General features: G+C 37.6%; 18 protein-coding genes. 13 read left to right on the forward strand and 5 right to left on the reverse strand.

Annotated features, from left to right (window positions below; all coding sequences use genetic code 11):
- The first annotated feature begins 83 nt into the window (after window positions 1-83).
- Window positions 84-1685, forward strand: a complete 1602-nt coding sequence (locus WKF66_RS16385; RefSeq protein WP_489675567.1) for a S41 family peptidase — start codon at window positions 84-86, stop codon at window positions 1683-1685.
- A 110-nt stretch (window positions 1686-1795) separates the two neighbouring features.
- Here the strand turns inward: WKF66_RS16385 and WKF66_RS16390 are convergent, their stop codons facing one another.
- Window positions 1796-2620 carry a hypothetical protein gene (locus WKF66_RS16390; RefSeq protein ID WP_489675568.1) on the reverse strand — a complete coding sequence of 275 codons (825 nt, stop codon included), beginning with the start codon at window positions 2618-2620 and terminating at the stop codon, window positions 1796-1798.
- Window positions 2621-2943: 323 nt separating this feature from the next.
- Between WKF66_RS16390 and WKF66_RS16395 the strand changes: the two genes are divergently transcribed.
- From WKF66_RS16395 to WKF66_RS16425, 7 genes are all read left to right on the forward strand, one after another.
- Window positions 2944-3495, forward strand: a complete 552-nt coding sequence (locus WKF66_RS16395; RefSeq protein WP_489675569.1) for a hypothetical protein — start codon at window positions 2944-2946, stop codon at window positions 3493-3495.
- A gap of 232 nt (window positions 3496-3727) precedes the next feature.
- Window positions 3728-5017, forward strand: coding sequence for an energy transducer TonB (locus tag WKF66_RS16400; RefSeq protein WP_489675570.1), 1290 nt, complete (start codon window positions 3728-3730; stop codon window positions 5015-5017).
- A 73-nt stretch (window positions 5018-5090) separates the two neighbouring features.
- Window positions 5091-5246 carry a hypothetical protein gene (locus WKF66_RS16405; protein ID WP_489675571.1) on the forward strand — a complete coding sequence of 52 codons (156 nt, stop codon included), beginning with the start codon at window positions 5091-5093 and terminating at the stop codon, window positions 5244-5246.
- A 249-nt stretch (window positions 5247-5495) separates the two neighbouring features.
- Window positions 5496-5870, forward strand: a complete 375-nt coding sequence (locus tag WKF66_RS16410) for an FEKKY domain-containing protein (protein WP_489675572.1) — start codon at window positions 5496-5498, stop codon at window positions 5868-5870.
- Between the two features lie 13 nt (window positions 5871-5883).
- Window positions 5884-7239: an alpha/beta fold hydrolase gene (locus WKF66_RS16415; protein ID WP_489675573.1), complete on the forward strand. Its 1356-nt coding sequence runs from the start codon at window positions 5884-5886 to the stop codon at window positions 7237-7239.
- Window positions 7240-7351: 112 nt separating this feature from the next.
- Entirely contained in the window at window positions 7352-8500 is a 1149-nt protein-coding gene (locus tag WKF66_RS16420; RefSeq protein ID WP_489675574.1) for an alpha/beta hydrolase family protein, read from the forward strand.
- Window positions 8501-8758: 258 nt separating this feature from the next.
- A complete protein-coding gene (locus WKF66_RS16425) occupies window positions 8759-11470 on the forward strand; it encodes an outer membrane beta-barrel protein (RefSeq protein WP_489675575.1) in 2712 nt (903 codons plus the stop codon).
- 90 nt (window positions 11471-11560) lie between these two features.
- On the opposite strand, the gene WKF66_RS16430 is transcribed toward WKF66_RS16425, so the two are convergent.
- Window positions 11561-12193: a hypothetical protein gene (locus tag WKF66_RS16430; protein ID WP_489675576.1), complete on the reverse strand. Its 633-nt coding sequence runs from the start codon at window positions 12191-12193 to the stop codon at window positions 11561-11563.
- A gap of 86 nt (window positions 12194-12279) precedes the next feature.
- Complete coding sequence (locus tag WKF66_RS16435; protein WP_489675577.1) at window positions 12280-13380, reverse strand: ligand-binding sensor domain-containing protein; 1101 nt, start codon at window positions 13378-13380, stop codon at window positions 12280-12282.
- A 545-nt stretch (window positions 13381-13925) separates the two neighbouring features.
- Between WKF66_RS16435 and WKF66_RS16440 the strand changes: the two genes are divergently transcribed.
- On the forward strand, window positions 13926-14405 hold the full coding sequence (locus WKF66_RS16440; protein ID WP_489675578.1) for a hypothetical protein: 480 nt from the start codon (window positions 13926-13928) through the stop codon (window positions 14403-14405).
- 21 nt (window positions 14406-14426) lie between these two features.
- Here WKF66_RS16440 and WKF66_RS16445 read toward each other — a convergent pair whose 3' ends face one another.
- Window positions 14427-14969, reverse strand: a complete 543-nt coding sequence (locus WKF66_RS16445) for a hypothetical protein (RefSeq protein ID WP_489675579.1) — start codon at window positions 14967-14969, stop codon at window positions 14427-14429.
- 440 nt (window positions 14970-15409) lie between these two features.
- Between WKF66_RS16445 and WKF66_RS16450 the strand changes: the two genes are divergently transcribed.
- Window positions 15410-15931 carry a hypothetical protein gene (locus WKF66_RS16450; RefSeq protein ID WP_489675581.1) on the forward strand — a complete coding sequence of 174 codons (522 nt, stop codon included), beginning with the start codon at window positions 15410-15412 and terminating at the stop codon, window positions 15929-15931.
- Window positions 15932-16373: 442 nt separating this feature from the next.
- Here WKF66_RS16450 and WKF66_RS16455 read toward each other — a convergent pair whose 3' ends face one another.
- A complete protein-coding gene (locus WKF66_RS16455; RefSeq protein WP_489675582.1) occupies window positions 16374-16796 on the reverse strand; it encodes a hypothetical protein in 423 nt (140 codons plus the stop codon).
- Window positions 16797-17272: 476 nt separating this feature from the next.
- Between WKF66_RS16455 and WKF66_RS16460 the strand changes: the two genes are divergently transcribed.
- From WKF66_RS16460 to WKF66_RS16470, 3 genes are all read left to right on the forward strand, one after another.
- Window positions 17273-17851 (forward strand): RNA polymerase sigma-70 factor, encoded by a 579-nt coding sequence (locus WKF66_RS16460; RefSeq protein WP_489675583.1) that lies wholly within the window; start codon window positions 17273-17275, stop codon window positions 17849-17851.
- A 98-nt stretch (window positions 17852-17949) separates the two neighbouring features.
- Window positions 17950-18960, forward strand: coding sequence for a FecR family protein (locus WKF66_RS16465; RefSeq protein WP_489675584.1), 1011 nt, complete (start codon window positions 17950-17952; stop codon window positions 18958-18960).
- A 280-nt stretch (window positions 18961-19240) separates the two neighbouring features.
- Window positions 19241-21877: an outer membrane beta-barrel protein gene (locus tag WKF66_RS16470; protein ID WP_489675585.1), complete on the forward strand. Its 2637-nt coding sequence runs from the start codon at window positions 19241-19243 to the stop codon at window positions 21875-21877.
- Window positions 21878-22031 lie beyond the last annotated feature (154 nt).

The raw sequence follows: 22031 nt of genomic DNA on the forward strand, positions 1-22031 counted from the left end.
TTATGGTTTAAAGTAATGACGATTAATGAGCTGAAAGTCTACAGTATAAAAATATAATTATGATCCTTTAAGAACATATAATTATGAATAAATTTCAATTCGCGTTGGTGCTAACTTTTGGATTAATCAATTGCATTGCAGTAGCAGTACAAGCCCAGGAAAAATCGGAGAAAAACCTAATATTTTATAAATCAGCGCTCATGTTTACGAACAGATTCTTGTCCCTTACCCTAATAACCTTTCTCCTTTCCTTCGACTGTTACTCACAGATAACTAACAAAGGCTTTGACAGTTCTTCTGCGGATAGTGCCATATTACCATGGAAGGTGAAACCGGTATCCGGATATAGCTACACGCTTGATAAGAAGACAAAACATGCTGGCGTCTCGGCCTTAAGAATTTTCTCAGCAAAGAATGAGAAAGACAGCTTTATGCCATTCTCGCAAGTAGTTCCAATTACTGTAGATAAATTAAAGAAGTTAGCTGTTACTGCTTACATCAAATGTTCCGATGTTCAAAATGAAGGTACACTTTGGTGTCAGATCCTCGATGGAAACGGTAAGATGATTGGCTTCCAAAACTTAGGTACACAGGGGGTGAAAGTCGGCGGCACCTCTGATTGGAAGAAGTATACTATGCTGATGACAGTTAATGCAAAAGCCAAGAAACTCCTACTTGGCGGTTATCTAAGTGGTACTGGAACCGTATGGTTTGATGACTTTAATATTGAAGACGTGAGTCAGGCTGCAACTCCTGCCTCAAAGGAGGTGGCTAGCTATCTTAAAGCATTCATTGATATTGTTAAACAAAATTCAATTTATACGGACTCAATCAAATGGCCGCAAGTGGAAAGCGATGTTCTTACATTATCTGCAGGCCTAACTAAAGTGGATGAAACAAAACCAGTCCTGGACTATATACTTGACCAGCTTCGGTCTGTAGGTGACAACCATTCGTTCATCCAAAACAAGGTCGCTACTAGTCAGTATTCGCAAGTGAATTCTAACCCTGGGAAGCCTGAAAATAAGCTGCTAGGAAACAACATTGGTTACATAGCTGTTCCAGGTTTCAGCTCAACAAACGATGGTGTGTCTGTTAAGTTTGCCACTGACATTCAAGAGATGATTCGTAGCCTTGATAGCAAGAATCGGATTAAAGGATGGATTGTAGACTTACGCAATAATACCGGTGGCAACATGTATCCTATGATTGCGGGGCTGGGACCACTTACGGGCGAAGGCAATCTCGGCTATTTTATACGAACGGTCAATAAAAAAGAGGTAAAGGGCCCATGGTTTTATAAAAATGGAAGCTCAGGTGCTGGAACCAGCAAAATTGTAACAGTTGCCAAGCCATACAAAATTAAAAATAAGAGCGCAAAAATCGCTGTATTGATTGGACCAAAAACCAGTAGTAGTGGGGAAATGACTGCCATTTCATTCATCGGCAGAGAAAACACAAAGATATTTGGCAGCCCTAGTGGCGGCTACACAACAGGGAACGGCACCTTTCGTTTATCGGATGGAGCTACCTTATTATTAGCCTCAAGTATTACCGCAGATAGAAATTTAAGAAAGTACCGTAAAAATATCACACCGGATGCTACGGTTCGTACTAATAAAGAAGCGAATGCTGAAGCTATCAAAGTGGCAAGCGAATGGTTATTATCTTTCGGCTCACAGTGAGGACTTACCTACCCTTTTTTATTCCATGCTTCGGTATAAAAGTACTAACCAGATAAGGATAAGAGCAAGACAAGATCCTGCATTGCAGATCAATACTCCTATATATTCAATTATTTGTTTATAATTCTCTTACTGAAGTACTGTATGAACAAACTATTATTTAGTGAACTGGACTGACGTATGAGTTTTAAGTCGTTTTCACTCACCTTTTCATAATTACAATTAAGTACATTTCCATCATCATATTTAAAGGTGATTGTTCGATTTGCTGTGTTAACCGTATATGAAACTTCCAATGTGTTACTTGTAGGACCAGACTCATCATAGGCACCATATGCCCCGAAATAAATTTTAAGATCTCGAGCTGTCAGGGTACTATCTCCAATTTCCTCTTTCGTTAGAATCCATTCTATAGGGTGCTGATTCACCCAATCTCCAGTTAATTCATTCCGCTGATTTCGGTATTCTAGCAACGTATCTAAAGCCAAGTAGGACACAATAGAAACCAAAATTAGATTAAATACTATCTCAAGCTTGAATAACTTAAAGTGAAACCGTTGTGAGATGACTATTTTAAAGGTTGCTATGATTTTTTCCCATTCGAAAATGAGGATGAAAAGATTCAAAGTGAATAAGCCACTTGCCATAACCTTAGTATCAGGCCACAGATCTAGCGCATAATTAATTAACAATACATTTAATGTCACTGGTAACATTAGGACTGCTCCAAGCAATATAGTCTTTCTAAATAATAATAGGATTGATGGTATTAACTCAACAAATCCGATGAAAATCTGAAACCAAACTGCTTTCCCAAGAAATGCCCAAGCCAATGTGGTTCCAGGTACATCTTCTAAACTTTGTATTTGCGTTAATGTGAACCCGGTAACAATAAATTGCGTTCCTAGTATCTTCGATAACGCATATGGTAGCATTGTAATTCCTAGCAGATATCTGAGAATTCCAATGTATAAGTATTTTTTAGTAAAAAAATCTAACATTAGTTTCATAAACCATTAAGCGTCACTCAAAACTAATATAGTACTATTGGATTGAAAGTTGAAATGCAATAATCTAGAAGAGACCAGTATAATATTTAAAAATATCTCTTATTAAACGAAGGTATCCCTCCGGCGAGGATTTTGGAAATCCGTTATGTTATTTAGTTAATAAGATAGGATAGTAATCGAATATCGCGGAATTAAAGAATATCTTTAACCTATAAACATATATTTGACTAAAATAAATCAATACTTATATGAATAGAATTTCATCAACCGTATTAGGCTTGTGTTTTGGAGCACAGGTTCTTGCATCATGCTCGTCTGATAAAAAGGCGGAAAACCAGACTGATAGCGGTACAACTACAGTAACTGCTGAAAGTCCTGCTCCTGCCACTGAGAAAACAGAAAATGCTCCAGCAGGATACAAGGTTATCGCAACACCCGATAGCGCCGTTCTTGGTAAAGAAAGAGAAGCTTTGGTTAAGGTAACCGGTATTAATGTGGTTGAGCTGTCTGACTCTGAAGGAAAATCTACAGGTGCAGAACTAACCCTTAATCTGACCCTGACCAATAAGAGCACACTTGAGAACAAAAAATTCTTTTCAGTCTCTTATTCAGACGCAAGATTAGAATTGGATAATAAGACCCTAATACCGGCAGATAATAGCGATGGAGATTCCAGCCCGCAACCAGAAGCTTCCTCTACAGCAGTTTGGAAGTTTACACTCCCACCGAATACTAAACCTGTTAAATTGAATTTCTTTTTAGATGGTACTCGTGTTAGTGTAACTCTGGCTGCTCAATAATAAGATATGCCAAGAGAAGGGGGACGCTATCCAGATGTTCCCCTAACTAACCTAGTTAAAAAGGAAATCGGCAATATTCCTCAACAAACTAAGGAATAATAATAATCTACAGAGGACCTGCTAATCGTGTTTTAGGATCCAATATTTAAATGATGGGTAGCCGAATGATTTCCGCAGAATCAACTTCCATCAACCAATACCTCCCCTTTAAAATGGTAACTGGAATCGAATCATGTTAAACAAATCTAAGTCGCGGAAAGTAGCGGTCTTGAAATACGGTCTCTCTGTTCCTCTGTTCGCAATCATGGTGGTCTTTTCCTCGGCAACCATTGCACAATTGGAAACGGTAAAAACGATCGCCGCCAGCACAGAAAATAGTATTCCGGTAGTACTGGACGCCCTTAGTAACGGGGCAATACCGGTGGAACCGGAAAGTCAGATTATACTGCCTGGCACTCCCCCAATGATCACATTGGCTGATAGTGCGGCCTTAGCTCAGGTCTGGGTTCATTTCGCGAAATCAATTCGTTATGCGCCCTCCGACCAGGAGATGAAAAAGGTAGGCACAAACTACCTGACCTTTGAGCTGGATACTACGGGCGCAATACGAAATCCGGTAGTACTGATATCGATGAGCGAGGGCAGCAAGCAGGAAGTTCTACGCGTTGCAAAGAATGCGAAACCCTTTGGAAATGGTCTGGAAGGCAAGTATATTTTGGCAATCACCTATGCGTTAATGGAAGGTCGGCGAAAAGAAATCATAAGTGCGCCAGAGGCCTTTGATTTTACCAAATACAAAGAATACCAAAAGCTTCGGGAATTGACGATCAGGGGCTATCTACCAATGGTAGCAGATCCAGAAACGCCTATAGATGCGGTTCGAAAACATTTTGCGGAGAGACTGAACTATCCTGTAGAGGCCGCTAAGAATAAAGCCGTAGGAAGCGTCTGGCTGGCTTTTGAAATTGACAATACCGGTAAGATTTTGAGTCCGGCTGTCGTTCAACCGTCCATCGCATCATTTGAACCGGAAATAAGAAGGGTCACCGCTCTGGCAAATCCTTTAGGGGAAGGCCTCCAGGGGAAGTATATTTTACCAATCCTATTTTCGTTCACAGGTGTTAACGGTGCTGAGAGTTCCGTATCACTACAAGCATACCGTGATTATACCAGGCTCACGGCAGTACAAGTAATGGGCTTTTTTAAGGCTAATAATCCGGATAGTTTAATAACAACGAACAATTGGAAAGTGTATAGTGCATATAACAACAAGTTCACCTGGATTTCGTCATTGGAAGGAAATACAGTTGCGAACTACATGGTAGTTGATAACTTAAAAAACCCTATAATTTTAGTAAACGGGAAAGTGGCCACCTATACAGTCACAAAGAAAGGCTTTAAGCTGGATGTGACGCTCTATCGTACAGTACCTTGGATAAAGGTATATTACGGAGAGGAAGCAGTGAAGAACTACAATGAAAGCGTAAGAACGAAAGGCTTGATCGTTATCACAACTAAGTAATTTGAGCTGGAGGGGTAATGTTTGTCCTCTTGATAGTACATTCGATTAGAATCGACTATTTAACTTTATAATTGTGGAAACAGATTTTGGAATTTCACTCGGTACGGCGGTTTTTATGACTGGTATGTACATGATTACAAATCACCAGTATTGCATGTATTTCACTTTAAGATGGAAGTTGGCAGTCGCCAAATTCTCGAAGAACGATCAAAACGAGCGGTTAGACTAGCGTTTTGCTAAGTAATTGGATATCTAGACCATTAAACTACATAGTATATTGTCTTAATAAACGAAAGTATCCATCTCAGTTCTTAAGATAGTGATTTCTGCTAAGAGTTATGCATCAAAATATTATATATTTATAGAATGACTATACCTTAAAAATTTATCCAAATAATTCTCTGTCAATATGGTAAGTCATCTGAAAACTTTGATAATTTCGTTATTTCTTTTCTCTCCAATTTTGAGCTTCGGGCAGTTGACAGAACCTACCGATGAACAAGTAAACAAAAGTGCGGCATCTAAGCTTTTTCTTGCTGATGGTCTGACACGAGCAATAGATTTAGCTAATGCAGATATTTTGAGCGGCACTCGATTTCTGCTCCTAAAAAGTGGAATATCTCCTGTAGTATTTTCAAACGACGCGAAATTTCAAGAAAATTATAAAATCTATTACCACGAATCTGGATGCACGGGTCCTAACGAGCAGATTGCGATTGAGTACAATAGAGTTATGTTTAAATACTTGACTCACGCATTTGGAAAGAAATGGTTAAAAACTGTTAGGAAAGATGTATTAGGTCTAAAAGGTTATAAGCAAAATATCTCAAATTTAAATAAGGCCAATTATTAACTACTCATATTTCATGAAATATTTCCTTCTTGCTTTAATCTTTTGCTGTGTTTCGTTTCAGGTATTTGGTCAGAGCTCTTTAAGTGAATTACCGAATAATAGAAATGAGTTTAACTTTGGTTTCGAAAGAAAAACCTCTGGATCTAAATCCTCCTTTGATTGGCAAACGGGTACAACAAAAAGTGGATACAAGGTTGAAATTGATTCAAATCAAAAATATACGGGTAACTATTCTCTATTGATAGAAAATATTGACCAGAATGTTGCATCAAAATCCGGCATGTCTAATATTATTATTCCTGCAAAATTCGAAAGTAAGGAAGTTGAAATAAAATTTTATCTGAAACTAGAAAATGTTACCGGTCATGCGGATTTTCAATTCAGAATAGACAATGAGGATAATGATAAATTAGAATTTACAAATCTGCTAGCTAAAAGAATCTACGGAACTCGGGAGTGGAAACAGTATAGCCTCAAACTGCCGCTGCAAAAAGAAGCAGCGACAATTAATCTATTTCCTTTATTGTACGGGCCAGGTAAAATGTGGATCGACGATGTGCAGATATTGTTTGACGGCGTGGATATTAGCAAAGCAAAAATAAAAGCATATTATAATACCGGTTCTTACCAACCAATTAATTATGGTAATAATACGACCGCATCTGGAAAGGTGAAAGTCAAGGACGCAGAAGTGTATTATGAAATATATGGCAAAGGAGATCCTTTATTGTTACTACATGGAAACAGCCAGTCTATCAATGTTTTTAAAAAACAGATTAAGGAATTCTCTAAGACATATAAAGTAATTGCTGTAGATACACGTGGACAAGGCAGGAGCACCGATTATATTTCTGGACCACTTTCTTATGATCTGTATGCTGAAGACATGAAAACACTACTCGACTCTTTACATATTGTCAGAACAAACATTCTAGGTTGGAGCGATGGAGGAAATACTGGATTGATCATGGCGTCGAAGTACCCTGATTATGTAAATAAGTTGGCTATTACAGGAGCTTGTACCAATCCGAATAAAGCCGTTTCTACTGGCACGTTAAAAGAAGTTGCTAATGCCATAGAAAGATTAAAGTCTAAGACAGATGATAAATCAGCTTATCAAGTTAAGCTATTTACTTTGCTCTTAACCGAACCACATATCTCAACTGAAGATTTACATGGAATTAAATCTCCTGTTTTAGTAATGGCGGGAGAAAGGGATATGATTTTGGAGAAACACAGTAAATACATTGCAGCTGGTATCACCAATTCTAAACTCTTCATTTTCAAAGGCGCTTCACACTATGTACCTGTCGAAAAGGTTTCAGAATTTAATAGTCGGGTTTTAGTATTTTTAGATCATAAGCTATAACAACCGGTTTATCATTAAAGGGTTGTATCAGTGAGAGTCCAAGGATTAGTGAAGTAACATCTTGTCTCACTAAAGGAAGCATTCATCTGACGTAACCCATTACACACCGATTATGAAAACACTATTTCCATACTTATTGTGCCTGCTCCTTCTTAGCTGCAGCAATGATCCGGTTTCAATGCCTAAAAGGCCTCAAGACCCTACCTCATATCCATATATTCAAGAAGAGGTGACGTTCACAAATCCAAAGGCAGGAAACAGTTTGACCGGCACATTAACGACGCCATCAAATGGCAAAGTCTCTAAGATCGTTGTACTCATTACAGGCGCGGAACCGCAGGATCGAAATGAAGAAGCAAAAGGACTTAATCATCGACCCTTTCTTGTTTGGAGTGATTGGCTTACTCGCAGTGGCATCGCAGTTTTACGATATGACGATCGTGGCGTCGGTAAATCTACAGGGGTCTTCGCTAAAGGTACTACGAGTGATTTTACTGATGACGCTGAGGCTGCTGTAAATTATATACATTCAAGACAGGACCTTAACATGTTATCCATTGGGCTAATGGGCCATAGCGAGGGCGGTGTGATCGCAACAATGGTGGCCAGTAGAAACAAGTTAGTTAGTTTTATATGTTTGCTTGCGGGACCTGGGGTTACTGCATACGAGTTGATGGTTCAACAACAAAGAGACCAAATGCAGCTGAGCGGTGCATCTGCTCAAGACAAAAACCTGATGGTGTCAGGTATGCAGAAAATGTTTCGAACCATACATGATAATGCAAAGTTGAGTCCTTCCGAATTAAAGCGAGAACTTGACACGCTACTTTATAGGGAGTTCAAGAATATACCACCTCCCTTATTACATGGGAAATCTGTTGACGAACTTGTTAAGATTACCTCGTCACGATACCTTTCACCTTGGTTTAAGTATTATATATCATTAGAACCTGCTGACTATTTGTCTAAGGTCAAATGTCCTGTGCTTGCGTTAAACGGTACGTTGGATATCGTGGTAGAAAGTACTACTAATCTTGCTGCAATAAAAAATGCCTTACAAAAGGCAGGTAACAATAACCATCAGGAGATCGCATTACCCGGATTAAATCACTTGTTTCAAAGAGCACAGACCGGAGCACTAAGTGAATATCCTCAAATTTCTGAAACGGTAAATCCGGTAGCGCTCAAAATCGTATCCACATGGATCAATAAACTGAAAATAGTCACCCCAACGCAGATAGCTGAGCATCCTGACTTATAGATTATCGCTAAGCGGCAAAGAGGCCTAAAATGAACATAATGGAGGTTTAATTAAACCTCTTCTTAGACCTTATCATCCTCCTATGTATAGTCTTATGAGTACTGTAATCTCTTCTTCGATCTTGTTGGGCTTATTTTACTAAAGCAATAACAGCATCGATTGTTAAATAGTTAACTTTAACATCTAGTCTTCTTGAATGAACTAGGAAAGGGTTACTTTAGGCTCTATAAATAACCAAATAACCGTCGCCACGCTCTCATGAAGAAGTTCTTCCTCCTGCTATTAGTCTTTTTTGCCGCTACAATCGTTACTTATGCTCAAAACACAGCTTCTATTAAAGGAATTATTACCGATTCGCTTACAAAGAAACCCCTGGGCTTTTCTACAGTTGCAGTTGTAAATGCAACAGATACCTCTCTCATTGCTTACACAGTAACTAAAGATGACGGTACTTTCCAGCTTTCCAGATTACCCATCGCTCATGCATTTAAACTTATTGTAACCTATGTGGGATACAATACTTTCCGAATGGACCTGACTTTAAAGCCAGGTTTAAGAGATTTTGGAAGGATTGGTCTCAATGGAAGGAGTTTGGAAGAGGTGTCAATTACTGGGATGCGATCGCCAGTAACTATGAAAAAAGATACTATTGAATTTAATTCAGAAGCTTTTAAAACACGCCCGAATGCCGCTGTTGAAGAATTGTTGAGACTATTGCCTGGTGTGCAGGTAAATCAAAAAGGTGAGATAATGGTCAACGGCCGTGGTACCAGCCGGATCTTAATTGATGGTAAGGAATTTTTTGGTACCAATCAGCTAATAGCGCTCAAAAATCTGGATGCCGAACTAATTGACAAGATACTAGTCTATCTCGATAGAGAGAATGATCCTGATAAGAAAGCAAGTGAGATTGACCTGCAAAACGTAATCAACCTAAAACTTAAGAATGCCGTCAAGAAAAGCACTATTGGCCGGTTTGGTGCCGGTGTAGGCACCAGAAACCGTTATTCGGTGAGTGGAATTGTAAGCAATTTTAGAGATACGTTGCAGGTGAGTGTGATGGCGAATGCAAATAATTTGAACAGTACAGGGTTCAGCGAAGATGAACTTTATGGCTTAGGGGGTTTCAATAGGTCGGGCAACGATCAGATCAGTAATGGCAACTTCGGTGGCAACCAGTCGGGCGGCTTAACTAACGTTAAATCAGGGGGAGTAAATCTGAACAATGACTATGGCAAGAAACTTAAGCTTAACTTGGCCTATTTTTATGGGAATACGATAAAGACAAATGTTACTCGTAACTTGAATGAACAACTGTTTAGCAACAATAGCATTCTTAATTCCCTTCGAACAGGTGAGTCGAGAAATAATGCAACCAGTCATTCTTTAGGAGGATTGGTCGAATGGAAGCCGGATACAAATACAACTGTACGCTACAGACCAAGCTTATCCTTCTCACCTTCAAGATCTGTTCAGTCAAACTTATTAATGCAATCGAACAGCCTGAATCTTCTAAGCGAAACGAACAATAGGGTCAGTAACAGAGCCTACAGTGATGACTTTTCGCACAACTTAAATTATTACCATCGTTTAAAACAGGGGAGGTCGATTACCATTAATAATTTGTTCAACTGGAACGACGGAGGTAATGACGGATATAATTTTAGCCAGTTAGACTCGTTTTCACCGGAGATACCTTCATCCTTATTTGACAGATATGTTAGCTCTGGAAGTCAAACAAGGTGGACAGGCGTAACCTTTTTATATAATTTGCCACTAACAAAAAAGCTCACAGCAGAATTCTTTACTAATAGCAGATATTACTACTGGGCAGAACCGCTATTGACTTATGATAAAAACGCGGGGACAAACGCTTATGATCAATTTGTAAGCGCTCAGAGTAATAATTTTGAACGAACAGGCTTTTTCCAAAATATTAAGCCGTTGCTGAATTATCAAATTACAAAGAAATTAAGAGTTCGCGCAGCAGTTGATTTAGAAATCCAAGATGTAAACAATAAGTTTAACGCATCTGCTAATGATTTGCGTCAAAAGCTTGCTGTTTGGTTACCTGCTTTAGCTATTGATTACAATGGGTTTTCATTAAATTATAGGGAATGGATAGAGCTGCCCTCTCTTTACCAGATGCAGCCGCTTGTGCGACAAAGCTCCGCACAGTATACTTATATAGGGAATCCTGAACTTAAAGCGAGTAGGGTTAGAAATTTGGGTGGGAATTTCTATAAGTATATCGAATCCAGGAGACTTGGTGTGAGTGGTAATTTAAATAAGACATTTAAGAATAACAGCTTTGTACAACGTGCATTAATTGATACGAATGGTTTTACTACAGCTACGGTGATCAATAAGAATGGGAGCAGTAGTGCCAATGGGGGTGTTTATTTGCGAAAGCAATTTAAGAAAGTTAAAGATTGGCAATTTACAACCGGCTCTGGAGTGAACGGCTATTCTGAAAACTATATTGTTTTTTTAAATAATGCTGAAGCGCGTCAAAGTGCTCAGAACCTGTATTTTAGTCAGGATTTTACAGTAAATTACAAATCTGTAGTAATGATCGATGCCTATTATAGTTTCAATCACTATAAAGTGGATTATAATAGCCCCGACTTCTCTAACATCGCAATTGTAACACAATATTTCGGAGCTACCTCCACCTTTAGATTGCCAAAGCGGATAGTGCTGGAGCCTAATTATTATTTTAGATACAACTCTCAAAATGCACCAGGCTTTCCGCGCAGTTCACATACGATAAATATCGCGCTGTCATTATTAACCCAAAAGAAGGAACGTGGGCAACTGAAATTATCTGTATATGATTTACTAAATCAAAACATATCTGTTAGTCGCTATGGAAACTTGAATGCTACTAACACTACAGAGCAGCAGATCTTAAAACGTTATGTAATGTTAAATTACCAGTATAAGTTCAATGTGATAAAGACAAAATAGGGAAGAATTTAAACTAAGATTTGATGAGTCGAAACGCTGTATATGTGATTTTCTTGGACATATTTGACATTAGCAATCGTAAATATTGACTCATTTTCTAAAAACAATCTTTCCACAGAGAAATGATGCAGAATCAAGCTGCCCGGCTATACTAACTTTATAAAGAAGGTCTTCTTCTTTTAAGACAAATCCTGTTCGTATGGCGCCATTATCAGGCAAGTGAATAAGCATCATAACATAGAGAAGACACTCTTCCTTAGGATTAATAGTTCTTCTCAAAAAGCTTGGTTTATTAAAGCTTGTATCTAAAAATGATCTTACATCACTTGTTTTGTAACCATAGTTATATAATGATTGCTTTTCAAGTGTCATTGTGTCTGGAGGTAATAATAATTTAAAGTAGGAGTTCGGTGCAGAGGAAATCGCAAATGAATCTTGAGGAAAACTAATTGTTAGTTCTAACGGAGTAGCAGTTTCATTTATAATGCGAGTCCAGAAAATTCCAAATCCATGAGATATTCCCGTAGGATCAGTGTATCCTTTTTTTCCGTTAATTGCAACACCTCCTTTCGGAAGGCTGTTTTGTATTATTGCTCCTTTTCTTTCCGTCTCGGCATTTATTGACTTGATATGATCTTTTGATGGTTCAATGTTGCGTTGTCCGTTACAAGAAACGCAAACGACAAACATCAGGGACAAGGCATATACGTGTATGTATTTCATTAACTTAATTTTAATGGCTAGTTACTGTAGCTTTCATATTTTATTAGAATGATTTTAACGGATCTACTCTGATGCTCCTTATATTTTTATTGCCTACCAAATTTCAAAAGAGACCTATTGACTTCTTCATTTTCAGCTGTAAGAGAAGTAAAGGTTCTTCCGTTATAATGAAACAAACCAGTGTTCCTTGTACCCACCCAGAGATTTCCCGCTCGATCTTCCAAAATCGACCAAACGTCATTATTGAATAAGCCGTTATCACTTGTAAAACAAGTAAATGATTTTCCATCATAACGACAGATTCCACCATCCTTTGTCCCACATCCAAACCAAAGATTTCCCTTTTTGTCTTCTATAATTCGAACAATATTACTACTGGCTAAGCCATCATTTTTAGTAAAACTTGTAAATGATTTGCCATTGTAACGGTAGGCGCCACTCCAGTTGCTGAACCAGATATATCCTTTTTTGTCTTGCAACACCGGCCAAGCAAAATTGTCACCATTTGGTTTGAGATTGGTTATGAATTTACCATCGTAACGAAATACGCCCTTATTAGCCCTTCCACCAAACCAGATGTTACCAGCTCTGTCTTCTAATATATATTCCATGTTGTTGTTACTACTCAAAAAGCCCGCGCCTTCATTAACTATAAATGGAATAAAGGATTTGCCATTGTAACTATAAACACCATCAATTGTAGCAAACCATAGCACTCCGTCCCTGGCCTGAATCATACTGAACACAGAATGCTCCGTTCGAGACTTATTTGGAGGCATGTTTCTTCGTAACGGAATGTGGATTTCAGCAAATGTTTTTCCATCGAAAAGAACAAGTCCAGCAGCGGTGCCTATCCAAATTCTACCATCTTTGTCTTCCAACATATGGTTAACCGAATTACTATTAAGCCCGTTTTTCACTGTGAATTGAGTAAATGATTTCCCGTCAAATTTATAAACACCTTCACCTGTCGTGCCGAACCAAAGGTTGCCTGCTTTGTCTTGCAAACTACAATGAACATTGTCACCATTTTGGGAGCCTTGAGTTTTAATAATTTTTGGCGGTCCGATAGATGTTAATTTTGGCTCACTTATCATTTCTTTTGATATTTCCTTTTGAGCTTGTCCACTGCAAGATGTGCAAATGATTAATGTCGTTAAAAAAGTAAAATTGCGTATGTTTCTCATTACTATAGTGTCTGGTAACAGTTAAGGTTCGGATAGCCAATTCAGGCACTAAAATTCTGAGCAACTCATTTGGCTCAGTCATCCTGTGAAGTTATTACCTTTGCCAGCATAGTGTTTAGGTGGTACAAGATATTCGTCTGCATCTTCATCCTAATCAAATATTGATGCAATCTACATCGATATCTTTCGGATCGTGAGATTTGAATTGTAAATAAATATGTAAATTTTGTAAATTATCTTGACGTCATGTTTGTTAGTATAATGGAGGGATGAGTAAAGGAATTCAAAACGGTTATGGCACTTCCACCTTTAACAATGGCATCAGTAAAAAGAATTATTTCATTGATGGAGAAATAGTAAAGTAACTAAGGTTGATAGAAGAAGCGTTTGGGTAAATGACATAGAAATTTCTATTGGACCTTCTTATATAGCTGACGTGGAAAAACCTATAAAATCGACGAGTAAATAAATATATCAACTTTTAGACTGTTCGAAAACAGGAACAATGCTTCGTAGAGCGGAGTATTTTAGTTAGTTTTTTATCAATGAATATTAAAACCTATCCATACCTTACTATTGACCAAAAATCAAGTGTGCAAAAACTGTGGAACGAGCAGTATCCAAAACAACTAAACTTCAAGTCAATTGCGGAGTTAGATCTCTACCTATCAGGATTAGAGGATGTAATTCATTATCTGATCCTGAACAATGATGAAGAGATATTAGGCTGGGCATTTAAGTTTTCTCGTGATCTACAAAGGTGGTTTGTTATTATTCTAAGCGGTACTATTCATGGAAATGGGTGGGGCAGTAAAATGCTGCAGAAAATAGTTGAGAATGAAGTCGAGATGCATGGATGGGTGGTGGATAAAAACGGGTACACGAAGTCAGACGGTAGCATGTACAGATCACCACTTGACTTTTATCATAAAAATGGCTTTATTTCCATTCCTCAAGACCGGCTTGAAACCCAAGACTTTTCTGCTGTCAAAATCATATACACCAAACCCCGAGAAAATACGTGACCTGCTTAATGAAGGATGAAGTTAAGAAGACTGGTCTTCAAGTAATTCAAAGGAGGTTGCTACAATGTACGACTGTCCGTGATCATAACGGTCTGGGAAATAGTCACTGCTAAATAAAAGAACGGAAGGCATTTCTAGCCTTGGCTCTAAAGCCTTTGTTTTATAGTTTATCTTGTGTCGTTGCAGTACTGGCCGATAATGTTCTACAAGTGCGGTGGGTCCAACGAGTGTAAAGTCCGTATTTGTCTCTAAAAGTGTTGGTAAAAAACCGAATATGCGATGAAATTGCACCCAATTGCCGCATTTCTGGTTATGAACTAGAAAGAGTTCGCCCATCAGTAAAGCAATATTTTCACAACCACCGGTAATAGAAAAACAAGTTTCTGAACTGTAATTTAAAAGAATAGGATGATCTTGAAGAACTTTAATTCCGTATAAAGGCATTAAATAGCCAGCTCTTAAACGCTGACCAAAAAGGCCTTCGCAAGCAATATTCCAGTTCCGTTTTAGTGAGGCAGAATCTTCTTCGAAACCGCCATAGCGGGCCTCAAGTGAGACAATCATTCTTGCAGTTATGGGCTTCAAATCGAAGCCTGTAATAAATAAAGCCCAGTCTTAGAAAAAATCATTTGAGTTTGTGAGGTTTATTAATTGTTCCATTTATAAGTTTGTAGTTTATGGGAAAGCTTCATTCAGTCGCAGGCGTGGAAACAACATTTGACTCTTAAATTTAAACAGTCCAACCATTAACGTTCTTGATCTGATGAAATATACGTATTTAATGATATTTCATACGTTGTATATTAAAGGGACATATATACAAGTTCATTTCTAAAATTATCTTTTAGGTATAATTTAGCAGGGACTTTTAACGAAAGTATGCTGCTTGATTTAAAGGGTCATGGTCTGTGCTCATATTGAAATTTAAGTGTCAGAATTTAATATGCTATATATACTGATGAGTAAATATCAAATCCTTATATTGCATTACCCCCTCAAGAGCTATGAAAGTTGTATATACGTTGGTTTTCCTATTATCTGTCTTAATTTCTTGCAAAAAAAATCCTGATACTAATCCTCGTTCATTAGCTGAAGAAGTTGACGGATTTTACAAAATAGTAAGTGCTACCACAGATACAAAGGTAGATATCGATGGCAACTCTTCGATGGAAAACCTATTTAAAGAAATTCCAGAGCTCCAATCTAGTACTATAGATGTGATAGTTAATAGTAAAGTATCACAGTATCACCTTTTATGGCCTGAACAAGAAATAAGAGAATCTATTCTGCAGTCGTATTCATTAGTGGGAAGAATTAATCAGTTTACGATAGATAAAAATAGGAAAGTACATCTACCTACCAGTAATGATACCAGTAGCATTTTAGCAGCACCTGTAGATATGGCAATATTAGAAGAAAATATTATTTCATGTAGGATGATAAGAGAACTCACTACCCCGAAGGGAAAGGTACTCATAACGATTGTTGCCAAATACCAGAAAGATCTCAAAATACAACGTAACTAATATTTCTGTATATCTAACCTTCGATCACATTTAGTATTGTTATTAACAACGACTACTGTTGGTGATTACGTCTCTAAAACGAAGATTTGAGACTAAAGAGTCCAATGGCAGATACTAGTCTGTAACGATTATTTAATTAAGTTTTAAAAAAGACTATATTGGAGTATCATACGATTGTTTCTCGTTATCATAAAACTGTCTTAAAAAACGATGATTTCTCTTTTGTCATAAAGCTATGAAAAGAAATACCAGCACGATAAATCGTTGGTTTCACAGAATGGCACTGGAATTAAAATGCGGATTAATCCAGATAGGTAGCAGGCGAAGTAGTGGAAATTTATAACAGCTGATGCCACGATATTTCAAGTCCTGATAACGCACAGTAACCAGAACTAAAGCGATAACCGATCTGAGCACAAACATTTCTTAACTCGTTCCGTGGTTACTCAACGTAAAAATACTCGGTATTGTTGTCGACTTCTTTTACAACTACCTCCCTTACATCAAGGATAAATTCTCTCGGTACGTTATATTTATCAAATAAAATTAGCAACGCGTCGAAATAAAACTCTAAAAACGTTTTTAAGTATTCTTTAGAATCATTAATTTCTTTGTATGGCAGCCATAAACCATAACTTATAAACTTATTTCGTTTATCAATTACTGGACCTCGGACTGCAAGTTCATATATATCATATGCGGTGGTAGTATTTAGATTTAAGAAATGATCCGGGTCTTTCGCAGTCAGACCAGTTGGATCCATCACTTTCTCAATTAATTGGAGTCTAATAAGTTTATAAATCTTGTGGGATACATTGAATTTAATTCCTGGTTCATTATACCATGCACTCATTGTAATATTCATTTTTTATTATAGTCTAGTTCCTGAGTAGTTTTGATTTCCTGGCGGGTAAGTCCCATTTTTATTGATAATATCCTATACTTTTTCAGTTTCTTTTTTCTTGATCTCCTTTGTACTAATGAACGGGGTTGGATCAGTATCAAAAATTTTGTACATAACGTCACTGGAAATGACGCTTAATGAAACTAAAATAAACCACGTTCAAGCTTTTTAAGCCTATCGCACTTCTTAATAATATAACATTTTATTTGCGCAAGTAAAGGATATGATGCTAAATATCTTTTAACCTTACTTCTCACAATTATTGCTACTTAGAACTACCAAAGACATATTTTGTCTTAAAAAAGGAAGGTATACATGTAAGCTATTATTGATACACCTTTCACCTTGGAAAAATGCCCTTTTTTGATAGTTAACGCATTCACTCAAATCCTTTACATAAATGGTAATACTTATTGAAAAACGATATATTCGTTAGTATGTCAAAAGCGGCCTTAAGTGACAATGAGTTAATTCAGCTTCTAAAAGTTGACGATAAGGCTGCTTTTACTGAAATATATAACCGTTACATTGAGAGTCTGGCCAGTTTTGCTGGTTCACAACTGTACGACTTAGATGACGCACATGATATTCTTCATGACATCTTCGCAAAGCTATGGAAAGACCGCCATAGTCTTGAGATCTCTGGAAATTTGAAATCATACCTTTTTTCTGCAACAAGGCATCGCATTATTGATCGTATCAGACGCAAAACAATCCGTCGCGATTACGCCTTAAAATTAAGTGCATCACAGCCACATGAAAGTTATGGAGCAGATAGAGTCTTGGAAGCAAAAGAACTCCAAAAGAATATAGAAATAGCGATCGAGGGATTACCAACCAAGACAAAACAGATTTATCGACTAAGCCGTGACGAGCACTTAACTAGCATAGAAATAGCTCAAAGGTTGCACCTTTCGGAACAAACAGTTAAAAATCAACTGACCATCGCCTTAAAACACTTACGCCAGTCAATCCTCAGAATTTTTATTGCAACATTTCTGAATTATTGGCTCTAAGAGCCTCCCAATACCTTAATTCGTCTTATTCGTTACTTATTCTTAATTCTTTCGGTACTGAATGTCACTTCGTGCGACAACTAGGCAAATCTGAGCTTATGCAGTCCCATGATATTGACAAGTTACTAGACAAATACTTAAAGGGAGAGACTACTACGCTCGAAAATGATCAGGTTAAACGATGGCTTGCGGAGAACGAGCTGAAAGATACACAATGGAAAAAGCTTGATGCCAACGGCCGTGAACAGTGGATAAGTAACTTGTGGAGCGACATTGACGCTACTATACGTCAAACGGATAAAGTCGAAGCTACTTACAATCATAAATCTGGGAAAGTAAAGGCTTTGGCTTTATGGAAAAAGGTAACCGCAATAGCGGCAATACTATTTTTAATAATGACGGTGTGGGTCTTTTGGCCTATTAGGCAAAAGGAGATTGATTCATCGAATTTTGTTACTCTTAATGTCCCAGCCAATTTAAAGAAAAAAATTACTTTAGATGATGGAAGTGTAGTCTGGGTAAATTCACTAGGACAACTGAGATACCCAACAGTTTTCACTGGCAACTCCAGGGAAGTCTTTTTATCAGGAGAAGCTTACTTTGACATCCATCATGACTTAGGCAAGCCTTTTATTGTTCACACTGGAAAAGTTAAGACGACGGTTTTAGGTACAGCCTTCAACATTAACTCAAATGATTCCAGTCTGGTTGTCGTAACTGTAACCAGAGGCAAAGTCAGTGTCGCTGACCAAAACCACGTGATAGCCTACATCACGCCCAACCAACAGCTTACTTATAACACAAAAGATAACTCGAAGCAAAAAGTCGATGTTAATGCTACATCTGTAATTGCCTGGCAGGATGATTTGCATTTTAACAACATCACCTTTGGACAGGCAGCTGCTATACTTCAAAGTCGTTTCAATGTGAAGATCAATTTTACCAACGATATGATCAGCGGTTGCCGGTTCTCTGGAACTGCATTAGAAGGAAATGAGTTAGATCAAATCTTAAAAGTGATCTGTGCTTTTAACCAGGCGACTTATATATATAATCCGGATGGCAGCATCACCATTAACGGTGCAGGATGCATAAATCAAACAGAATGAGGTAAGATAACATGTTTAATTCTTTAATCACAGCTTGCCAGGCAAGCCGTGAACGTAAAAACTGCAAGCCGACGCCAATCAGCTTGCAGTAAACCGGCTAGCCGGATGTTAAATCGATCTGACAATCAATATAACCTTTAAAAGTATGAAAATTTCTGCTACAATGCAGCGAGGTAAATCGCGCTCATATAGATGCATATACCATGACAAGATTAAAATTTATAAAATAATGCGCCTGAGTCTTTTGACTTCTATACTGCTAATAAGCTGTGGGCAAATCATGTTTGCATTTCCTGTCAAAGGACAATCTATGGCTACTGAAAAGGTAACAGTAGGCTTAAAAAATGAGAACATTGAAGATGCTATAAGAAAGATAGAGGGACATTCGCGTTTAAGGTTTTATTATCGCTTATCAGATGTTAAGAGCATTGGAAATCTTAATGTACGCAAGGAGAGTCGGACCATTGAGCAGCTGTTAAACCTTATTTTACAAAATACAGTTTTGTCCTTCCGTCAGATTGATAAGAACATCCTAATTGAGAGACTGCCTCAGAACCCGTATCAAATTGTAGGGGTTGTGAAAGATTCATTGAAGAATGAACTGGTTCAATATGCAACTATCACTTTGCAGGACAGCTTAGGAAAAGGACTAAAATCTAATTTTACCGATATAAATGGAAAATTTCAATTTGACAGCCTGGCGAACAGGCATTACAAAATCAGCATTGCTTCCATTGGATATGAAAATAGACAAGTTGATGTCTTGACAAACCCGAAGTTACAATTGCGCAATTTAGGTATCCTGTTAGTTTACGCTGCGAATGTTTCCTTAAAACAGGTGAATGTGGTCGGTACAAGGCCGATCTTAAAACAGGAAATAGACAGGCTGACTTATGACGTACAGGCTGACCCTGAAAGCAAGATAAGAAATGTGCTTGATGTGATGAGAAAGATTCCTCTTATAAGCGTAGATGCAGAAGATGAAATCAGATTAAAAGGCAGCCCTAATTACCGGATTTTTATCAATGGCAACCCTTCGAGTATGATGGCTAAGAGCCCAAAGGATGTATTAAGAAGTATGTCTGCTTCCAATATTCAAAAGATAGAAGTCATTACTACACCACCTGCAAAATATGAAGGTGAAGGGTTGGCCGGAATCATCAACATCATCACGAATAAAAACATTGAAAATGGCTATAGCGGAAATATCAATTCTTCCTATAGGCTGCCCGTGGGCGGGATATCAAATAGCGGTTCCCTTATAGTGCAAAAAGGTAAGTTTGGAGCAAGTCTTGTTGGTGGTATAACAAATTACAATTCGCCAAATTCAGACAGATTCAGTGACAGAACCACAACTGGTGTAAATCCTACTTTTCTCTCTCAGGACAGGGTAAATAATTTTGACTCTCAGTACCGTTATCTGACATCACTATTGAGTTTTGAAATTGATTCGCTGAACTTGTTTTCCGGAGAAATATCCATTAACAACGGATCATACAAGTCTCACAATGATCAAAATTCTAGGTTGTTTGATCAAAGCAACTCAATAGTACAATCTTACTCTGTAGAAAATTTACTGATCAATCCCTGGACCGGCTTGGATGTAGGGCTAAATTATCAGCTTGTATTTAAAAAGAAAAAAGACAAACTGCTCACCTTATCTTACAAGCTCAGCAACACAACAGATAACACGGACTACAGTTTAACTTTAGACAACCAATTTAACTATCCTGCATCGGATTTCTTGCAAATAAACAATAGTAAAGCATTTGAGCAAACGATCCAGCTTGATTATGTAAACGTTTTCGGCAATCTTAAAATAGAATCTGGAATTAAGGGGATATTTAGAGAAAATGAAAGTGACTATCAGTATAGTTCCTACGACGAGTCGAGTTCTAGCTATCAGCTTCAGGCCGATAAAAGTAATATATTCAGTAACGATCAAAATATTTATGGCATATATAATTCCTATCTATATAGCAAAGGGCACCTTAGCATTCAGGCAGGTGGGAGATTAGAGCACACAACGTTAAGATCAATATTTTCTAGAGGTAACGCCGAGGTTAAGGATGAATATTATAACCTGATCCCTGCAATATCATCTACCTTAAAGTTTGATGAAAATAACCAGGCATTGAATATCGGTTACACGCGACGTATTCAACGGCCGAATATATGGAACCTGAACCCGTTTGTGGATCGTTCAAATCCAAGTATTGAAGTAGCCGGAAATCCAAATTTGAGACCTGTTAAAAGCAATAACTTACTGATGAATTATAGTAATTTTAAAAAATTAAGCCTGAATATAGGTGTTGGTTATTCATTCGCAAACAATACCATCCAGCAGGTTTACACTTATGATGATGCTACTGGGATTACCCGTACAACCTATGATAATATAGGAAAAGAACGGCAACTTGGCTTGGATTTTAACGTCAGTTATCCAATAACAGCTAAATTCATCTTTAGTACAGGAGGTAATTTAAGCCACCTATGGCTTGAAGGATTAGTTGATAACATACTAATCAAAAATAAAGGATTAAAAGGCATAGCTTTTGGCAAAATAGCTTATAACATTAATCAAGGTATGCATTTGAATGCAGATGTGAATTACCAAAGTGCAAACATTACGCTGCAGGGTAGGTTTAGACCAAATGTTTATTCGTCATTTAGTATAGATAAGGCGCTGTTTAAAAGTAAATTATTCGCTGCAGCAAGTATAAGTAACCCATTCGGCAAGTTTCGTGACTTTAGTAGTGTAACCCAAGGAAATGATTTTACTCAAACTAATACATCCGTTAACTATTTTCGTGCTGTTACTTTCAGCTTAAATTACAAATTTGGGAAAAGTGACAACTCTATAAAAAAGAATGTCAGATCTATAAATAATGATGATTCTACAGGAGGAAAACCCTAGTCTATATATTTTACCAATCAGCTGTTTCGTTGTCTGCTGTCCATCAACGTACGCCTTCTGTTCGATAATGAACGCTACTAAAAATAACATGTGGCTAAATCATCGCCATTAGCACGTTGAGACCATATCGTTAGTACTGGCACGGACTTGGGTA

The sequence above is a fragment of the Pedobacter sp. genome, from assembly GCF_037719805.1.
Classification (GTDB): domain Bacteria; phylum Bacteroidota; class Bacteroidia; order Sphingobacteriales; family Sphingobacteriaceae; genus Pedobacter.